The 16,878-nt window shown below is 52.6% G+C and carries 17 protein-coding genes; 10 read left to right on the top strand and 7 right to left on the bottom strand.

The annotated features are described in order from the left end of the window. Window positions 1-62 precede the first annotated feature (62 nt). The 4 genes from recQ to gltX form a co-directional block, all read right to left on the bottom strand. On the bottom strand, window positions 63-2,372 hold the full coding sequence (gene recQ / locus FAH66_RS09500) for a DNA helicase RecQ (RefSeq protein ID WP_137041410.1): 2,310 nt from the start codon (window positions 2,370-2,372) through the stop codon (window positions 63-65). A gap of 217 nt (window positions 2,373-2,589) precedes the next feature. Beyond that, window positions 2,590-2,925 (bottom strand): zinc ribbon domain-containing protein YjdM, encoded by a 336-nt coding sequence (locus FAH66_RS09495; protein WP_137041409.1) that lies wholly within the window; start codon window positions 2,923-2,925, stop codon window positions 2,590-2,592. Window positions 2,926-2,984: 59 nt separating this feature from the next. After that, window positions 2,985-3,323 (bottom strand): hypothetical protein, encoded by a 339-nt coding sequence (locus FAH66_RS09490; protein WP_003686752.1) that lies wholly within the window; start codon window positions 3,321-3,323, stop codon window positions 2,985-2,987. A gap of 290 nt (window positions 3,324-3,613) precedes the next feature. Beyond that, window positions 3,614-5,008, bottom strand: a complete 1,395-nt coding sequence (gene gltX, locus FAH66_RS09485) for a glutamate--tRNA ligase (RefSeq protein WP_137041408.1) — start codon at window positions 5,006-5,008, stop codon at window positions 3,614-3,616. Between the two features lie 163 nt (window positions 5,009-5,171). Here gltX and FAH66_RS09480 point away from each other — a divergent pair, with 163 nt between their 5' ends. Continuing rightward, window positions 5,172-6,266 (top strand): ABC transporter substrate-binding protein, encoded by a 1,095-nt coding sequence (locus tag FAH66_RS09480; protein WP_070631988.1) that lies wholly within the window; start codon window positions 5,172-5,174, stop codon window positions 6,264-6,266. Between the two features lie 117 nt (window positions 6,267-6,383). Continuing rightward, on the top strand, window positions 6,384-6,641 hold the full coding sequence (locus tag FAH66_RS09475; protein WP_003686739.1) for a hypothetical protein: 258 nt from the start codon (window positions 6,384-6,386) through the stop codon (window positions 6,639-6,641). A 70-nt stretch (window positions 6,642-6,711) separates the two neighbouring features. On the opposite strand, the gene FAH66_RS09470 is transcribed toward FAH66_RS09475, so the two are convergent. Then, the gene (locus FAH66_RS09470; protein ID WP_049352480.1) at window positions 6,712-7,368 is read right to left on the bottom strand and encodes a YdcF family protein; all 657 of its coding nucleotides are present in this window, start codon (window positions 7,366-7,368) and stop codon (window positions 6,712-6,714) included. Between the two features lie 25 nt (window positions 7,369-7,393). Further along, complete coding sequence (gene arsC, locus FAH66_RS09465) at window positions 7,394-7,753, bottom strand: arsenate reductase (glutaredoxin) (protein ID WP_004519164.1); 360 nt, start codon at window positions 7,751-7,753, stop codon at window positions 7,394-7,396. Window positions 7,754-7,922: 169 nt separating this feature from the next. On the opposite strand from arsC, the gene FAH66_RS09460 reads away from it, so the two are divergent. The 6 genes from FAH66_RS09460 (at window position 7,923) to FAH66_RS09435 (ending at window position 14,071) form a co-directional block, all read left to right on the top strand. Further along, window positions 7,923-8,405: a TlpA disulfide reductase family protein gene (locus tag FAH66_RS09460; protein WP_049349226.1), complete on the top strand. Its 483-nt coding sequence runs from the start codon at window positions 7,923-7,925 to the stop codon at window positions 8,403-8,405. Window positions 8,406-8,653: 248 nt separating this feature from the next. Next, complete coding sequence (gene ftsE, locus FAH66_RS09455; protein WP_003681151.1) at window positions 8,654-9,304, top strand: cell division ATP-binding protein FtsE; 651 nt, start codon at window positions 8,654-8,656, stop codon at window positions 9,302-9,304. Beyond that, window positions 9,301-10,218 carry a permease-like cell division protein FtsX gene (gene ftsX / locus FAH66_RS09450; protein WP_063076502.1) on the top strand — a complete coding sequence of 306 codons (918 nt, stop codon included), beginning with the start codon at window positions 9,301-9,303 and terminating at the stop codon, window positions 10,216-10,218. The genes ftsE and ftsX overlap by 4 nt, the downstream gene beginning before the upstream one ends. Before the next feature lie 196 nt (window positions 10,219-10,414). Then, the gene (murA, locus tag FAH66_RS09445; RefSeq protein WP_049333045.1) at window positions 10,415-11,668 is read left to right on the top strand and encodes a UDP-N-acetylglucosamine 1-carboxyvinyltransferase; all 1,254 of its coding nucleotides are present in this window, start codon (window positions 10,415-10,417) and stop codon (window positions 11,666-11,668) included. A 127-nt stretch (window positions 11,669-11,795) separates the two neighbouring features. After that, window positions 11,796-13,853, top strand: coding sequence for a methionine--tRNA ligase (gene metG, locus FAH66_RS09440; protein WP_137041407.1), 2,058 nt, complete (start codon window positions 11,796-11,798; stop codon window positions 13,851-13,853). 23 nt (window positions 13,854-13,876) lie between these two features. Continuing rightward, window positions 13,877-14,071: a hypothetical protein gene (locus FAH66_RS09435; protein ID WP_049328774.1), complete on the top strand. Its 195-nt coding sequence runs from the start codon at window positions 13,877-13,879 to the stop codon at window positions 14,069-14,071. Window positions 14,072-14,180: 109 nt separating this feature from the next. Here the strand turns inward: FAH66_RS09435 and rsgA are convergent, their stop codons facing one another. Continuing rightward, window positions 14,181-15,047 carry a ribosome small subunit-dependent GTPase A gene (gene rsgA / locus FAH66_RS09430; protein WP_070632024.1) on the bottom strand — a complete coding sequence of 289 codons (867 nt, stop codon included), beginning with the start codon at window positions 15,045-15,047 and terminating at the stop codon, window positions 14,181-14,183. 151 nt (window positions 15,048-15,198) lie between these two features. Between rsgA and FAH66_RS09425 the strand changes: the two genes are divergently transcribed. Both FAH66_RS09425 and FAH66_RS09420 read left to right on the top strand, forming a co-directional pair. Beyond that, complete coding sequence (locus tag FAH66_RS09425) at window positions 15,199-15,816, top strand: tellurite resistance TerB family protein (protein ID WP_137041406.1); 618 nt, start codon at window positions 15,199-15,201, stop codon at window positions 15,814-15,816. 99 nt (window positions 15,817-15,915) lie between these two features. Next, window positions 15,916-16,836: a patatin-like phospholipase family protein gene (locus FAH66_RS09420; protein ID WP_137041405.1), complete on the top strand. Its 921-nt coding sequence runs from the start codon at window positions 15,916-15,918 to the stop codon at window positions 16,834-16,836. The last annotated feature ends 42 nt before the right edge of the window (window positions 16,837-16,878 follow it).

Genomic DNA, 16,878 nt, shown 5'->3' with positions numbered 1-16,878 from the left:
GGCCGTCTGAAACACCATACTTGATTGGGTTTCAGACGGCCTTTGACAATAAACGCGGTCAATTAATCCGCTTGTTTGCACAATTCGACAATTTCCGCGCCATATTTATCGGTTTTTTCCACACTTATGCCGTGGATTTCTGCCAGCTCCGCCAAATCTTGCGGCCGTCGGGCGGCAATGGCGCGCAAGGTGACTTTACTGCATATCTGATAGGCTTCGAGGCCTTCATGGCGGGCAGTATCGATGTTCCACTGAAGCAAACGGCGCATCAATCGGCGTTTGCGTTTGTCCTCTTCGCTCAGGCCGTCTGAAAACGGGCTGCAGATGTTTAAAATACCCTCGCCGTATTGTTCGATACGTTTTTCGCCGAGTTTATACACGCCCAAAAGGTCGATGGGTTCGGCAGGCGTATTGGTCAGCAAGTCGTCCATGCTTTCGTTGGAGAATACCGTCCCCAGCGTCACTTGATCGGCACTTGCCTGCTGCTCGCGCCAAGTTTCCAAAGCCTGTTTTAAGGCCTGTTCGCGCTCGCCCAAGCTGTGGATAACTTGTGCGCTGTCTGTGGAAACCGTACCAGCTTCAGCCGTTTCGCAAACGTCGAGTACCTCCAAACCGAATTTATTGATTTTCGCCTCGCCCAAGCCGTAGATTTGATGTAAATCTTCCAAATTTCGGGGCATTTTTTCGACAATATCGCGCAGGGTTTTGTCGCCGCAGACCACATAGGCCGGCACTTCTTCTGCCCGGGCGCGTTGTTGCCGCCATTGGCGCAATGCCTGCCACAAACGCTCTTCGCGCTCGGTACGCAACCAATCGTCTTTCGGCTTTTGGGTGGCCGTTTTTTCGCGGCGCAGGGGGCGCAGCATGACTTCGGTTTCGCCCTTGAGGACTTTTTTTGCCGCTTCGGTCAGCTGCAAGGCTTGATGTTGCTCGACGTTGACGGTGAGATAGCCCAGGCTGATGCACTGGCGGATGACACTGCGCCACTCCTTGTCGGTCTGTTCGCTGCCGATGCCGAATGTGGATAACTTGTCATGGCCGTTGCGCTGTATCCAATCGTCGCTTTTACCGCGCAAAAGGTTGGTGATGTAACCGGCGGCAAAGCGTTGTCCGGCGCGGTACACGCAGCTGAGTAATTTTTGCACCAACACCCTACCGTCAAACCGCACGGGCGGATGCAGGCAGTTGTCGCAATGGCCGCAGGGTTCGGATTCTTCGCCGAAATGTTTGAGCAACAGTACGCGGCGGCAGGCGGCGGTTTCGCAGACGGAAAGCATGGCATCGAGTTTTTGCATTTCGATTTGCTTTTGCACCTCGTCGCTGTTGCCTTCGGCAATCCGTTCGCGCAGCAACACCCAATCGTTCAAGCCGTAACACAGCCAGCTCACGGCTGGCAGCCCGTCCCGGCCGGCGCGCCCCGATTCCTGATAGAAATGTTCGACACTCTGGGGCATATCGAGATGGGCGACAAAGCGCACGTCGGGTTTGTCTATGCCCATGCCGAACGCCACGGTCGCCACCACAATAATATTGTCTTCATGCGTAAAGCGGCGTTGGTTTTCCTCACGCACGTCCATGCTCAAACCGGCATGATATGGAATCGCCTCCAAGCCGTTTTCACACAAAAACTGCGCCACATCCTCAACTTTTTTACGGCTTAGGCAATACACAATGCCGCTTTGCCCATGCATCTGCTTGCGGATGAAATCCAGCAATTGTTTTTTGCCATTATTTTTTTCGATAACCTGATAATAAATATTCGGGCGGTCAAAGCTGGAGATAAATTCGGGCGCATTGTCCAAGTGCAGATAATGCTTGATGTCGGCGCGCGTGGCCGCATCGGCGGTAGCGGTCAGGGCGATGCGCGGGATGTTCGGATAGCGTTCGGCAAGCATGCCGAGCTGTTGATATTCGGGGCGGAAATCGTGTCCCCATTGGCTGACGCAATGCGCCTCATCAATGGCAAACAGGCTGACGGTTTGTTGGTCGAGAAAACGCAAAAAGCGGTCGGTAACCAAGCGTTCCGGCGCGACATAAAGCAGTTTCAGACGGCCTTGGGCAAGCTTGTCGGCAATCTCGCGCGCCTCATCTGCCGATGTGCTGCTGTTGACTGCCGCCGCTTCAATCCCGGCCACATGCAGGCTGGCCACTTGGTCGTTCATCAACGCAATCAGCGGCGATACGACAACCGCCACGCCTTCGCGCATCAGCGCCGGAATCTGGTAACACAAAGACTTGCCCCCGCCCGTCGGCATCAGCACCATCAAACTCTCGCCTCCGGCCAAAGCATTGACGATAGCCTCCTGCTTGCCACGAAATTCGGGATAACCGAATACTTCGTGCAAAATCTGTTTGGCGGTCGGCTGAGGCATAATGATTCCGTAGAATAGGAGAAAGCGTTATTTTAACGGTTTTACACCCGCGTATGTGCGGAACATTTTGCCGCTGCTTTTTCAGACGACCTCAAATTCAAATCTATCAAATTTATTTAATTTTAAATAAAGATTTGTTTTATTTTGAATGGAATGTATAAAGGCCGTCTGAATCCTAATCTTCGGATTTCAGACGGCCTTTTCAAAAATAAAATCTTTAGGCTTTTTTGACGAACTCAGACTTCAAATTCATCGCGCTGCCATCGATTTTACAACCGATATTGTGGTCGCCCTCTTGCAAGCGGATGCCTTTGATTTTGGTGCCTTGCTTGATGACCATAGAGCTGCCTTTGACTTTCAGATCTTTAATCAAGACAACCGTATCGCCATCTTGCAAGACCGTGCCGTTGGCATCTTTGACTTCCAAGGCATCATCGCTTGCAGCCGCAGCATCGGCCTCGTTCCACTCATGGGCGCACTCAGGGCAAACGTATTGAGCGCCGTCTTCGTAAGTATATTCGGAGTGGCATTTCGGGCAGGGAGGTAGGGACATGAGGTTTCCTTATAAATATGATAAAAGAAGCGTAAAACGCAAATAATACAATGTCTAAATTATTGCTTCGCCTTGCTGCCGCCTGCACCGTAAACGGCATTCCAAGCCGCGTCCAACATCTGGCCGGCCTGTTGCAACTTGGCATTTTGCTGCTCTTTCTGAGCCAAGGCCGTTTGAATTTCGCCTTTCAAACGGTCAATATCAGATTGCGCTGCCTGCAAACGGCGCTGCGCACTTTCCAAATCGCTTTGCAGGGAAATGATTTTGCTGTCGTTGCTGTTTTGCTCATGCAAAGCGGCACGGTAAACTGATTGGACGGACAACAAACGGTCTTCCGCCTCACCGGCATACGCGGCGGCGGCGGATAACATCATCAGGGCAAGTAAGGTTTTTTTCATGGGTTTTCCTTTAAAGTTGTTTGATTTGTAAAGTAAAGCGCAGAGCCGATTTTTCAGCCGCCAAGTACATAATAGGCTTGTTGGTCTTTGTTCTTGATGGTTTATTTTATCCAATCCGGACATTCAGGCTGCTGATAAAAGTTAATTCAATCAACTGTTGCAGCAGGCAGGTCGCTATTATTTTCTCATATTATTCTCTGCCTTATTCCATTATTTTCTGGTTTTATTAGAAAAGGCCGTCTGAAAACTTGGTATCCCCAGTTTTCAGACGGCCTTTTATTATTCATGCCTTACGAACGTATCCGTTTCAACACTTCTTCTTTGCCGATCAATGCCAACACGGCATCGACGCTGGGGGTTTTCGCCGTGCCGCAGACGGCGAGGCGCAGGGGCATGCCGAGTTTGCCCATTTTGATGCCTTCTTCGTCGCAGAAGGGTTTGAACAGGTCGTGGATGGCTTCGGCATTCCAGTCTTCCAAACCTTCGAGGCGTTCGGCAAAGCGCAGCATACGGGCGGCAGCTTCGTCGTCCCAGTGTTTCTGCACGTCTGCTTCGGCAGGCGTTTGTTTGACGTAGAAGTAGAGGCACTCGTCGGCGAGGGTGTTCAGGTCTTGGGCGCGGTCTTTGATCAGTGCCAACACGTCTTCCAACGCAGGTTTTGCCGTGTCGTAAATGTCGCGCAGGGCGAGGCGGGGTTTGACGAGTTCGGCAAGTTTTTCGTTGGCGGTGATTTTGATGTGTTCGCCGTTGATCCAGTAGAGTTTTTTCAAGTCCATACGGCTGGGAGACGGGGAAACGTCTTTCAAATCGAACCATTCGATGAATTGTTCCATCGTGAAGAACTCGTCGTCGCCGTGCGCCCAACCCAAACGCGCCAGATAGTTGAGCATGGCTTCGGGCAGGATGCCCATTGCGCCGAAATCGGTAATAGCAACGGTATCACCGCTGCGTTTGGAGATTTTTTTGCCTTGTTCGTTAAGAATCATCGGCAGATGGCCGTATTCGGGCAGGTTTGCGCCGATGGCTTTTAAGATGTTGATTTGTTTCGGAGTGTTGTTCACATGGTCGTCGCCGCGGATAACGTGGGTAACGCCCATGTCGTAGTCGTCCACGACGACGCAGAAGTTGTAGGTCGGCGTGCCGTCGGCGCGGGCGATAATCAGGTCGTCGAGCGCTTCGTTGGGAATGGAGATTTCGCCTTTGACCAAGTCCGTCCACTGGGTAACGCCGTCCAAAGGCGTTTTGAAGCGGACGACAGGTTGCACGTCGGCAGGGATTTCGGGCAGGGTTTTGCCTGCTTCGGGGCGCCAGCGGCGGTCGTAAGTCGCCGTGCCTTCTTTTTCGGCTTTCTCGCGCATGCCTTCCAACTCTTCTTTGCTGCAATAGCAGTAGTAGGCATGGCCTTTTTCTAAAAGTTCGGCAATGACCTCTTTGTAGCGGTCGAAACGGCGAGTTTGGTAAACGACGTTGTCGGCGTTGTCGTAGTTCAGGCCGACCCATTTCATGCCGTCGAGGATGATGTTGACGGATTCGGCGGTGGAACGCGCCAAGTCAGTGTCTTCGATACGCAATAGGAATTCGCCTTTGTGATGACGGGCAAACGCCCATGAAAACAAGGCGGTGCGCACACCGCCGATGTGCAGGTAGCCGGTGGGGCTGGGGGCGAAACGGGTTTTGACGGTCATGATGGCTCCAAAGTCTTTGAAAACAGGTATTTTACTTTTTCGGCGTGGTTTAAACAATGTAAGGCCGTCTGAAAATAATGTTGGCGCAGAAGGACCGTCTGGGACTTTTCTCCTGAAAACAAATCAAATATAATGATAATTATTTCTTTTAAAGGATCCGCTCATGAACAAACGCGCTTTATTTGCCGCCCTCGCCCTCCTGCCCCTTTTTGCCCAAGCCGAAATCAAAACTATCAAAGATGTATTGGGACGCGAAGTCAAAGTCGATGTCCCTGTCAAACGCGCGGTTTTGGCGTTTTACTATCCCGACTATATCGCGGTAACGGGCGCGGACAAATTTAAAAACGTCATCGGCATTTCGCGTGAGTTTTGGGAGAAATTCAATCCCGGCAGCTGGGCGATGTTCAAACAGAAGCTGCCTACGCTGCAAAACATTGCGGACATCGGCAACATCAACACCGGCACGTTTTCACTGGAGAAAACGCTCGCGCTCAAGCCGGACGTATTGATTCTGGCCGACTGGCAGTATAAGGCCATCGCCACCCATCTGCCGCGCATTAAAGCGGCAGGCATACCCGTCGTCGTGGTCGATTTCAACGCCGAAACCGTCGCGCGGCACACGCGCAGTGCGGAAATTTTCGGCGAACTCAACGGTACGCAGGCGCGCGCCCAAAAAATTGCCGCCGAATACGCCCGAGGCATTGCCGACATCCAAAAACGCGTCGCACGCGCCAAGCAGTCCAAACCGAAAATCTATATCGAGTTCGGCGACAAAGGCCCGTCCGAATACAGCTACACCTTCGGCAAAGATATGTGGGGCGCGATTGCCGACACAGCAGGCGGCAACAATATCGCCGCGCCTTACGTTAAAAACTGGGGACCGATAAACCCTGAAAAATTCCTGACGGCCAAACCCGACGTCATCGTCATTTCGGGGACGGAAAACGGCCATAAAGACAAGCCTGACATTATGGCGATGGGCATAGGCATCAGCCAGGCCGATGCGCAACGCCGCCTGGCCGGATTTGTCAAACGCAAAGGCTGGGCAGACATTCCTGCCGTCAAAAACAAACGCGTTTACGGCATCTACCACACCGCCTCCCGCTCGCTCGCCGATTTGGCCAGCGCGCAATTTATCGCCAAAACCCTGTATCCGCAGCAGTTTGCCGACATAGACCCAAACAAGACCTATCTGGACTTCTACCGCAAATACCTGCCCGTCGTGCCGGACGGTACGTTTTACATCCAATTGAAATAGCGGCTGCAAAAATCATAGGCTCAGGCCGTCTGAAGATTCAGACGGCCTGAGCATGCTATGCCCATAAAGATTTAATGAGTATAATTACTGTTCTTTCAACAAAATTACTGGGTACGTATGAACGGACAAAACCAAATCGGCCATCAGCAGGCTCCTGTTGTAAGCGTCAAAGAATGGTTGCTAACAAACTTGATTATGATGATTCCGCTGGTCAATCTGATCATGATGCTTGTGTGGGCATTCAGCTCAAACACCAATCCGAATAAAGCCAATTATTTCAAGGCTGCCTTGATTCTGTTTGCCATCGTAATGGCAATTTATCTGGTGCTGGCTGTAGTCATTTTTGGCAGTATAGCTGCAAATCAATATCAATAAGTAAGCATACATTTAGGCCGTCTGAAACCTAAAAGGATTCAGACGGCCTTTTACATGGATTACCGAAGGCTCAACCACCTATCCAATTCCAAACGGCATCGCTCCATTTGCCGATACGGTAGAGAAACAAAGAATAGCTCTCCTGCATCAGAAACTTGGCTTTCTTGCTGCGCTCATCAAAGCGCGTGGTCGGGGTGGCGGAGAACTGCGCATCTGACAAGCCCAAATCGGCGGCCATTTCTTCGGCACGCGCCAAATGATACGGGTCGCTGACAACGATAATACTGCCGACTCCGTTGGCGTGCATGATGGGGACGATATTGCGCAGGTTTTCGTAAGTGTTGCGCGACGTGTTTTCAAACAGGATATTGTGCGCCGGTATGCCCTGCTTGAGCGCGTATCGGCGCCCCACTTCGGCTTCGGTCATAAATCCTTTTTTGGGTGTCCCGCCGGTGAAAATGATTTTACCGACCCGATGGCTTTGGTAGAGCGTAATGGCGTGGTTGATGCGCTCACGGAATACCGGCGACGGGCGTTTGTCCCACGCCGCCGCACCCAACACCACCGCCGCATCGGCATGAGCGTCCTTCGGCAAGGTTTGCAAACCTGTCCGGTAAATCTGCCATGTGCCGGTCAAAAAAATACCGCACACCAGCAGAACGCTCAAAGCAAGGCCGCGAAACAGGTAATATCGCAGGCCATTGCGGCTTTTAAGCAGGGAAATCATCTTCAGACGACCTTATCCAACCCCGTCAGCCGAGTAGGGCGGCAATGTTTTCCAACGGACGGCCGATGGCTGCACGCGTAGGCGTTACCAAAACGGGACGCTCAAGCAGGGCAGGGTGTTCGGCGATTGCCTGAAGCAGGGCGGCATTGTCCAAATCGGGATTGTCCAAACCCAATTCTTTGTACAAATCGTCTTTCGTGCGCATCATGCCGCGCACCGATTCGATGCCGAGTTTGGCAAACATATCCTGCAAAGTCGCCAAATCAGGCGCGGTATCCAGATATTTGACTACATCGGCGGCAACGCCTTTTTCTTCGAGCAAAGCCAGCGCGGCACGCGATTTGCTGCAACGCGGGTTGTGATAAAGTGTGAATTCAGACGGCATGAAAGTCTCCGTATTATTGCAAAATCATTCAATGATGGCGGTTATTATCGTCTGCAACTGATTTTTACTCAAACTTTTTACCTGATATCTTGATATGAATCGGTAGGCATACCCACCAAACCGTTTTACAATAAACACAATTTCGATTGGCAACCTCAAGGATACAACCATGAAAGCCTTAACCGCCCTTCTCTTGTCCGCCACCGTTTTTACCGCTGCGCCGGCCTTTGCCGCCGATGAAACAGCAGGTTGGCAGGACAACAAACCGCAAAGCCTGGAATCGCTCAAAGCCCCCGTGCGCGTGGTCAACCTTTGGGCAACCTGGTGCGGCCCCTGCCGTAAAGAAATGCCCGCCATGTCGGCATGGTACAAAGCTCAGAAAAAAGGCAGCGTCGATATGGTCGGCATCGCGCTGGATACGACCGACAACATCGGCAAGTTCCTGAAACAAACGCCGGTCAGCTATCCGATTTGGCGTTACACCGGCGCCAACAGCCGCAACTTCATGAAAGCCCACGGCAACAACGTCGGCGTATTGCCCTTCACTGTCGTCGAAGCGCCGAAATGCGGCTACAAACAAACCATCACCGGCGAAGTCAACGAAAAAAGCCTGACCGCCGCCGTGAATTTGGCCAAAACCAAATGTAAATAAAACAGCGGATAAGGTGCTTAACCTACGCTGATACTGAGGCCGTCTGAAACCCAATCGTTCAGACGGCCCTTTTTCAAACCATATTGCTTTGTGTTGCAAACCGGCAGTGTCTCCACAGGCAGAACCGAGGTTTCACTATCAAAAAGCAGCCGAAATATTTATAATCTGTGAATATCCCCATTTTTTCAGACGGCATGTTGCCCTATCGATGACGCCGGCCGTCTGACTCCCTATTTTCAGGAAAACCCATGATCCGTTTCGAACAAGTTTCCAAAACCTATCCCGGCGGTTTCGAAGCCCTGAAAAATGTCAGTTTCCAGATTAACAAAGGTGAGATGATTTTTATCGCCGGCCATTCGGGTTCGGGCAAATCCACCATTTTGAAGCTGATTTCAGGCATTACCAAGCCTACCAAAGGCAAGGTTTGGTTCAACAATCAAGACCTCGGCACCTTGAGCGACAATCAGATCGGCTTTATGCGCCAACATATCGGCATTGTCTTCCAAGACCACAAAATCCTCTACGACCGCAATGTCTTGCAAAACGTTATCCTGCCTTTGCGGATCAGCGGCTACCAGCCGCGCAAAGCTGAAGAGCGCGCGCGTATTGCGATTGAGAAAGTCGGCTTGAAAGGCCGCGAAAACGATATGCCCATCACTTTGTCCGGCGGCGAACAACAACGTTTGTGCATCGCGCGCGCAGTGGTTCACCAACCCAGCCTGCTGATCGCCGACGAGCCGTCCGCCAGCCTCGACCGCGCCTATGCGCTGGATATTATGGAATTGTTCAAAACCTTCCATGAAGCAGGCACGACTGTGATTGTTGCGGCGCATGATGAAACGCTGATGGCGGATTACGGCCACCGCGTCTTGCGCCTGCAGAAAGGACGTCTCGCATGAGTATGATTCATTACATCTCGTTACACGTCGAATCGGCGCGCGCCGCGCTCAAAGAGCTTCTGCGCCAACCCATCGGCACGCTGCTGACCCTGCTCATGCTTGCCGTTGCCATGACCTTGCCGCTGTTTATGTATTTGGGTATCCAAAGCGGTCAAAGCGTATTGGGTAAACTCAACGAGTCGCCGCAAATTACGGTTTATATGGACACCGATGCAGCAGGTTCTGATGCTGACACGGTGAAAAATCTGCTCCAACGCGACAGCCGTATCGATAAAGTCCGCTTTATCAGCAAGCAGGAAGGTTTGGAAGAATTGCAGACCAATCTCGACCAAAACCTCGTTTCCATGCTCGATGGCAATCCGTTGCCCGATGTCTTTATCGTTACGCCCGACCCTGCCACTTCTCCGGATCAGATGCAGGCCATCTATAAAGACATTACCAAACTCCCACGCGTCGAATCGGCAACCATGGATACGGAATGGGTACAAACCCTTTATCGTATTAACGAATTTATCCGCAAGATTTTGTGGTTCCTCTCACTGACTTTGGGCATGGCCTTTGTCTTGGTGGCACACAACACCATCCGCCTGCAAATCCTCAGCCGCAAGGAAGAGTTGGAAATCACCAAGCTGTTGGGTGCGCCCGCTTCCTTCATCCGCCGTCCTTTCCTTTATCAGGCAATGTGGCAGAGTATTTTCTCCGCCGCCGTCAGCTTGGGTTTGTCGGCTTGGCTGCTGGCCGAAGTACGGCCGCTGGTGGACGCGATTTTCAAACCCTACGGTCTGAACATCGGCTGGCGTTTCTTCACATTTAGCGAAGTGTCGCTGGTATTCGGCTTCGTCATCGCGCTGGGCGTATTCGGCGCATGGCTGGCCACCACGCAACACCTCTTAGGCTTCAAAGCCAAAAAATAAGCCTTGGCAAACAGGCCGTCTGAACCATTCAGACGGCCTGAAATCTTATCCTTTCGCAACTTAAACAAACCTTGTGAAAATTTAATACTGCCAAATCTAACAGCAAGGGCATAATCCCTTATAATTGATGGCTTATTATCCATCTCATTTCATTTGTGCGGCATAAGCCGTGCAGACAAATAACGAAAGACATCCTGTGGACAAACTCAAAATCTCTGCCAACGGCCCCCTCAACGGCGAAATCATCGTATCCGGCGCAAAAAATGCCGCCCTGCCGCTGATGTGTGCCGGTCTGCTGACTTCCGGCACTTTACGCTTGAAAAACGTACCCATGCTCGCCGACGTCAAAACCACCCAAAAACTGCTGCAAGGCATGGGCGCACGCGTTTTGACCGACAATATCTCCGAATTTGAAATCAACGGCGGCACCGTCAACAACACCTGCGCACCTTACGAGCTGGTAAAAACCATGCGCGCATCCATCTTGGTTTTGGGCCCGACCCTCGCCCGCTTCGGCGAAGCCCAAGTCAGCCTGCCCGGCGGCTGCGCCATCGGCTCACGCCCGGTTGACCAACACCTCAAAGGCCTCGAAACCATGGGTGCGGAAATCACCATCGAACACGGTTACGTCAAAGCCAAAGGCCGTCTGAAAGGCACGCGCGTTACCATGGATGTCGTAACCGTAGGCGGTACCGAAAACCTGCTGATGGCGGCCACGCTTGCAGAAGGCACCACCATCCTCGAAAACTGCGCCATCGAACCCGAAGTCGTCGATTTGGCCGAATGCCTCGTCAAAATGGGCGCAAAAATCAGCGGCATCGGTACAGCAACCATGACCATCGAAGGCGTAAAAGAGCTTCACGGCTGCGAACACAGCGTCGTTCCCGACCGTATCGAAGCCGGTACCTTCCTCTGCGCCGTCGCCATGACCGGCGGCAAAGTCGTCCTGCGCAATGCCGCCCCAAAAACCATGGAAGTCGTATTGGACAAACTGACCGAAGCCGGCGCCATCATCGAAGCAGGCGACAACTGGATTTCCATCGACATGCAACAACGCCCCAAAGCCGTGGACATCCGCACCGTCGTCCACCCGGGCTTCCCAACCGACATGCAGGCGCAGTTTATGGCCATGAACGCCATTGCCGAAGGCAGCAGCCGCGTGGTGGAAACCATTTTTGAAAACCGCTTCATGCACGTTCCCGAACTCAACCGCATGGGCGCAGACATCACCACCGAAGGCAACACCGCCTACATCAAAGGCGTGGAAAAACTCTCCGGCGCCGTCGTGATGGCAACCGACCTGCGTGCCTCCGCCAGCCTCGTTATGGCAGGCTTGGTCGCAGATGGCGAAACCATCGTCGAACGCATCTACCACCTCGACCGCGGCTATGAATACATCGAGAAAAAACTCGGCGGCGTAGGCGCAAAAATCGAACGCGTACGCGGTTGATTCCATACGCAGCCGATAAATAAAAGGCCGTCTGAAACACCGGCAATCGGGTTTCAGACGGCCTTTGCGTATTGTTTTGCGGTATAATTCCCGACATCTTTATCCATTGTTTTTAAAAGCACAAACCATGACACGCAAAATCCTTGTCACTTCCGCACTGCCGTATGCCAACGGCAGCATCCACCTCGGCCACATGGTCGAACACATCCAAACCGACGTTTGGGTGCGCTTTCAAAAACTGCGCGGCCACGAGTGCCACTACTGCTGCGCCGACGACACCCACGGCACGCCCGTGATGCTGGCCGCGCAAAAACAAGGCATCGCGCCCGAAGACATGATTGCCAAAGTGCGCGAAGAGCACCTCGCCGACTTCACCGGCTTTTTCATCGGCTACGACAATTATTACAGCACCCATTCCCCTGAAAACAAACAGTTTTCCCAAGACATTTACCGCGCGCTGAAAGCCAACGGCAAGATTGAGAGCCGCGTCATCGAGCAGCTTTTCGACCCCGAAAAACAAATGTTCCTGCCCGACCGCTTCGTTAAAGGCGAATGCCCCAAATGCCACGCCCAAGACCAATACGGCGACAACTGCGAAGTCTGCGGCACGACCTATTCCCCAACCGAACTGATTAACCCGTATTCCGCCGTTTCCGGTGCCAAACCCGAATTGCGCGAATCCGAACACTTCTTCTTCAAACTGGGTGAATGTGCCGACTTCCTGAAATCATGGACTTCCGGCAACAACCCGCACGACGGCAAGCCCCATCTTCAACCCGAAGCCCTCAACAAAATGAAAGAATGGCTGGGCGAAGGCGAAGAAACCACCCTGTCCGACTGGGACATCTCCCGCGACGCGCCGTATTTCGGTTTCGAAATCCCCGACGCGCCGGGCAAATACTTCTACGTCTGGCTGGACGCGCCCGTCGGCTACATGGCGTCGTTTAAAAACCTGTGCGACCGCATCGGCATCGATTTCGACGAATACTTCAAAGCCGACAGCCAAACCGAGATGTACCACTTCATCGGCAAAGATATCCTCTATTTCCACGCCCTGTTCTGGCCCGCCATGCTGCATTTCTCCGGCCACCGCGCCCCGACCGGCGTGTACGCACACGGCTTTTTGACCGTGGACGGACAAAAAATGTCCAAATCGCGCGGCACATTCATCACCGCCAAATCCTATCTGGAACAAGGCCTGAACCCCGAGTGGATGCGCTACTACATCGCCGCCAAACTCAACAGCAAAATCGAAGACATCGATTTGAACCTGCAAGACTTTATCAGCCGCGTAAACAGCGACCTCGTCGGCAAATACGTCAACATCGCCGCCCGCGCGTCAGGTTTCATCGCCAAACGCTTTGAAGGTCGTCTGAAAGACGTTTCAGGCAGCGCATTGCTGGCAAAACTCGCCGCCGAAAGCGACACCATCGCCGAGCAATACGAGAACCGCGAATACGCACGCGCCCTGCGCGACATCATGGCCTTGGCGGACATTGTCAACGAATACGTCGATGCCAACAAACCTTGGGAACTCGCCAAACAGGAAGGTCAAGACGAACACCTGCACGAAGTATGCAGCGAACTCATCAACGCCTTCACCATGCTGACCGCCTACCTCGCCCCCGTATTGCCGCAAACCGCCGCCAACGCCGCGCGCTTCCTCAATCTGGACGCGATTACCTGGGCGAACACGCGCGAAACCCTAGGCGAACACGCCATCAACAAATACGAACATTTAATGCAACGAGTGGAGCAAAAACAAGTGGACGATTTAATCGAAGCCAACAAACAAAGCATTGCCGCCGCAGCCGCGCCTGCCGCTGAAGAGAGCAAATACGAAAAAGTCGCCGAACAAGCGAGCTTCGACGACTTCATGAAAATCGACATGCGCGTCGCCAAAGTATTGAACTGCGAAGCCGTCGAAGGCAGCACCAAACTTCTGAAATTCGACCTCGATTTCGGTTTTGAAAAACGCATCATCTTCTCCGGCATCGCCGCGTCTTATCCCAACCCCGTCGAATTGAACGGCCGCATGGTCATCGCCGTCGCCAACTTCGCCCCGCGCAAAATGGCAAAATTCGGCGTATCCGAAGGCATGATCCTCTCCGCCGCCACCGCCGAGGGCAAACTGAGGCTCCTCGATGTCGACGCAGGCACACAGCCTGGGGATAAAGTGGGCTAAGTATCAAATCTTAAGGAGAAACCATGTTAAACCTTTCCGCACCGGTACTTAAAGAAATTGAGTTGCTTCATGATGCAGGCTTATCAGTTGGCGCTATTGTTGCAGTGTTGCGTCTGAAGTTTCCGGTAGAGCTCCATGATCGGGAGGACAAGAAAATTGAAGAAGCCGTTCTTCTCATGATCAATCCGCCGCGAAAAGCACCTTCTCTTTCCCGCTAAGGTAGCAGTGCTGGTTGAAAGGTAAATTTGGTTATGCTTCAACAAAAGGCCGTCTGAAAGTTTCAGACGGCCTTTTTATTTATCCAAACGCTTAGTTTCCGTTCAATCTTTATCTTAACAATTCATCGGTAACGCGTTGCAGAAACTCGATACGCTCGGGTTTGGCTTCGCCTGATTCGGCAGCGGCTTTGACGGCGCAGCCGGGTTCGGCGCGGTGGGTGCAGTTGTGGAAACGGCACTGGCCGATAAGGTGGCGCAGGTCGGGGAAATATTGCAGTAAATCGGCGGCTTGGAGATGATGCAGGCCGAATTCTTGCAGGCCGGGGGAGTCGATGAGTCGGGTTTCTGCGTTTAAATCGTATAGTTGGGCGTGGGTGGTGGTGTGTTTGCCGGAATCGAGCGCGGTGGAAATGTCGCCGGTTCGGGCGGCTTGGTTGCCGAGTAGGGCGTTGGTCAGGGTGGACTTGCCCATGCCGCTTTGTCCGAGCAGGATGTTGGTTTGCCCTTCTAAAATGGGACGCAGGATGTCGGCGTTTTCCAATGCGTTGGTTTCGACCACTAAATAGCCGAGTGTTTCGTAGAATTTGAGTTTCTCGCGCCATTGGGCGGTTTCGGGGAGGTCGGCTTTGTTGAGGACAATGACGGCGTCGATGCCGGCCGCTTCTGCCGCGAGGAGGGCGCGTTGCAACAGGGCTTCGCTGGGTGAGGGGCTGGCGGCGGTTACGATGAGCAGTTGGGTAACGTTGGCGGCAATCAGTTTGGTTTTCCACGCGTCTTGGCGGTAGAGCAGGCTTTCACGCGGAAGGTAGTCTTCAATCACGACTTGTTCGCCGTTGATGGGGCTGATGCGGACTTGGTCGCCGCAGGCGAAATCGACGCGTTTTTTGCGGGTGGTGGCGTCATATGTTTGGCCGTCGGGGGTGCGGACGATATAACGGCGGCCATAGCTGGTAATGATTTGGGCGGTATCGGTCATGATGGGGTTTATTGTTTGGAATGGTGTGATTGTACCGAAAGTCGGCTATGGCCGTCTGAAAACTTGTTTGCACCTTTTAACTTTCTTTGGCTTGGTTTTTTGGTGTTTCTGCCCTATATTTGCAATGTATTTGTTTTCAGGAGATTTTTTTATGGATTTCAGTCAGTTGCTCAATCAGGTTTTGGGTGCGGCTCAAAAAGGTAGCAAAGCGGTGGCGGACAGTCCGCTCAATTCTTTCGGCGGCGGCGCGCTGACGGGTGCTTTGGCATCGATGCTGTTGAAAAAGAAAAACACGAAGAAGCTGGTCAAGGCCGGCTCGGTCGCTGCTTTGGGTTTTCTGGCTTATAAAGGCTATCAAAACTGGAAACAAAACCGCCAGCAGGAAGAATTGCCGCAAAGTGCGTTCCAACCTGCCGGTCTGATTGGTGAAAACCACAGCCGTGTGATTTTGCAAACGATGATTGCGGCGGCGGCTTCAGACGGCCTGATTGACGATGCGGAACGCGCGGCCATTGAGCGTGAAAGCGGCAACGATGCGGAAATGGCGGCATGGCTGCAGGCTGAATATGCGCAACCGGCCTCCATCGAGCAAATTGCCGCTTCAGTCGGCAGCGACGAGGCTTTGGCAGCCGAAACTTATCTGGCGGCCCGATTGGTCTGCGCAGACTTGTCGCGCAAGGAAATCGTATTCCTGAGCCGTTTGTCCCAAGCTTTGAATTTGGACGACCAGCTAGTCGAAAGCTTGGAAAAACAGCTCGAATTGGCTTAAGCTTGATTTAAAAGGCCGTCTGAAATCTGATTTCAGACGGCCTTTCGACTTAATTTAAGAGTAGAATAACCCTTTCGACATATTAAAGGCTGTCTGAACATGAATAAACTTTTTTCCACATTCAAAACGTTTTTAGCCGCTTCGTCCGTCTTGGTATTGGCTGCCTGTCCAAGCGGCAACGCGCCGCAATCCAAACCTTCTACGCAGGGTCAAAATACGGTTTCACATACTGCACCCAAACCGAAAGCCACGGTTGCGCTGGCTTTGGGCGGCGGTGCGTCCAAAGGCTTTGCCCATATCGGTATTATTAAGGTTTTGAAAGAAAACAATATTCCGGTCAAAATCGTTACCGGTACATCCGCCGGCTCGATTGTCGGCAGTATGTACGCTTCGGGAATGTCGCCCGACCGCCTCGAATTGGAAGCGGAAATTTTGGGTAAAACCGATTTGGTGGATTTGACCTTGTCCACCAGCGGCTTCATCAAAGGCGAAAAACTGCAAAACTACATCAACCGCAAAGTCGGCAACCGCCCGATGCAGCAGTTCCCCATCAAATTTGCCGCCGTTGCGACCAATTTTGAAAGCGGCAAACCGGTGGTGTTCAACGTTGGCAATGCCGGACAGGCCGTCCGCGCTTCTGCGTCGATTCCGAACGTGTTCCAGCCTGTCGTTATCGGCAACCGCAAATATGTAGACGGCGGCCTGTCGCAGCCCGTACCGGTCAGCGCGGCGAAAAAAATGGGCGCAAACTTCATCATTGCCGTCGATATTTCCGCCCGTCCGGCCAAAAATGTCAGCCAAGGCATGTTCTCCTATCTTGACCAAACCTTCAACGTAATGAGTCAAACTGCGTTGCGCCAAGAATTGGGACAAGCCAATGTGGTCATCAAACCGCAGGTTTTGGAGCTGGGTTCGGTTGGCGGTTTCGACCAAAAACAACGCGCCATCCAACTGGGTGAACAGGCCGCACGCGCCGCCCTGCCTGAAATCAAACGCAAACTGGCGGCATACCAGTATTAATCATCCGCCGTTTGAACAGGCCGTCTGAAAGTATGTTTTTCA

Origin of the sequence: Neisseria subflava (assembly GCF_005221305.1) — a bacterium.
GTDB lineage: Bacteria > Pseudomonadota > Gammaproteobacteria > Burkholderiales > Neisseriaceae > Neisseria > Neisseria subflava.
The sequence above is the reverse complement of the archived record's forward strand: the minus strand, read 5'-3'. Positions and strand labels throughout refer to the sequence as shown.

What these genes read in the sequence shown, in the direction of transcription:
- ftsE (WP_003681151.1), top strand. Translation starts at nt 8,654, where the DNA reads ATGATCCGTTTCGAACAAGTTTCCAAAACCTATCCCGGCGGTTTCGAA.
- rsgA (WP_070632024.1), bottom strand. Translation starts at nt 15,047, where the DNA reads ATGACCGATACCGCCCAAATCATTACCAGCTATGGCCGCCGTTATATC.
- FAH66_RS09460 (WP_049349226.1), top strand. Translation starts at nt 7,923, where the DNA reads ATGAAAGCCTTAACCGCCCTTCTCTTGTCCGCCACCGTTTTTACCGCT.
- gltX (WP_137041408.1), bottom strand. Translation starts at nt 5,008, where the DNA reads ATGACCGTCAAAACCCGTTTCGCCCCCAGCCCCACCGGCTACCTGCAC.
- FAH66_RS09420 (WP_137041405.1), top strand. Translation starts at nt 15,916, where the DNA reads ATGAATAAACTTTTTTCCACATTCAAAACGTTTTTAGCCGCTTCGTCC.
- FAH66_RS09480 (WP_070631988.1), top strand. Translation starts at nt 5,172, where the DNA reads ATGAACAAACGCGCTTTATTTGCCGCCCTCGCCCTCCTGCCCCTTTTT.
- arsC (WP_004519164.1), bottom strand. Translation starts at nt 7,753, where the DNA reads ATGCCGTCTGAATTCACACTTTATCACAACCCGCGTTGCAGCAAATCG.
- recQ (WP_137041410.1), bottom strand. Translation starts at nt 2,372, where the DNA reads ATGCCTCAGCCGACCGCCAAACAGATTTTGCACGAAGTATTCGGTTAT.
- FAH66_RS09425 (WP_137041406.1), top strand. Translation starts at nt 15,199, where the DNA reads ATGGATTTCAGTCAGTTGCTCAATCAGGTTTTGGGTGCGGCTCAAAAA.
- FAH66_RS09435 (WP_049328774.1), top strand. Translation starts at nt 13,877, where the DNA reads ATGTTAAACCTTTCCGCACCGGTACTTAAAGAAATTGAGTTGCTTCAT.
- FAH66_RS09470 (WP_049352480.1), bottom strand. Translation starts at nt 7,368, where the DNA reads ATGATTTCCCTGCTTAAAAGCCGCAATGGCCTGCGATATTACCTGTTT.
- ftsX (WP_063076502.1), top strand. Translation starts at nt 9,301, where the DNA reads ATGAGTATGATTCATTACATCTCGTTACACGTCGAATCGGCGCGCGCC.
- FAH66_RS09490 (WP_003686752.1), bottom strand. Translation starts at nt 3,323, where the DNA reads ATGAAAAAAACCTTACTTGCCCTGATGATGTTATCCGCCGCCGCCGCG.
- FAH66_RS09495 (WP_137041409.1), bottom strand. Translation starts at nt 2,925, where the DNA reads ATGTCCCTACCTCCCTGCCCGAAATGCCACTCCGAATATACTTACGAA.
- FAH66_RS09475 (WP_003686739.1), top strand. Translation starts at nt 6,384, where the DNA reads ATGAACGGACAAAACCAAATCGGCCATCAGCAGGCTCCTGTTGTAAGC.
- metG (WP_137041407.1), top strand. Translation starts at nt 11,796, where the DNA reads ATGACACGCAAAATCCTTGTCACTTCCGCACTGCCGTATGCCAACGGC.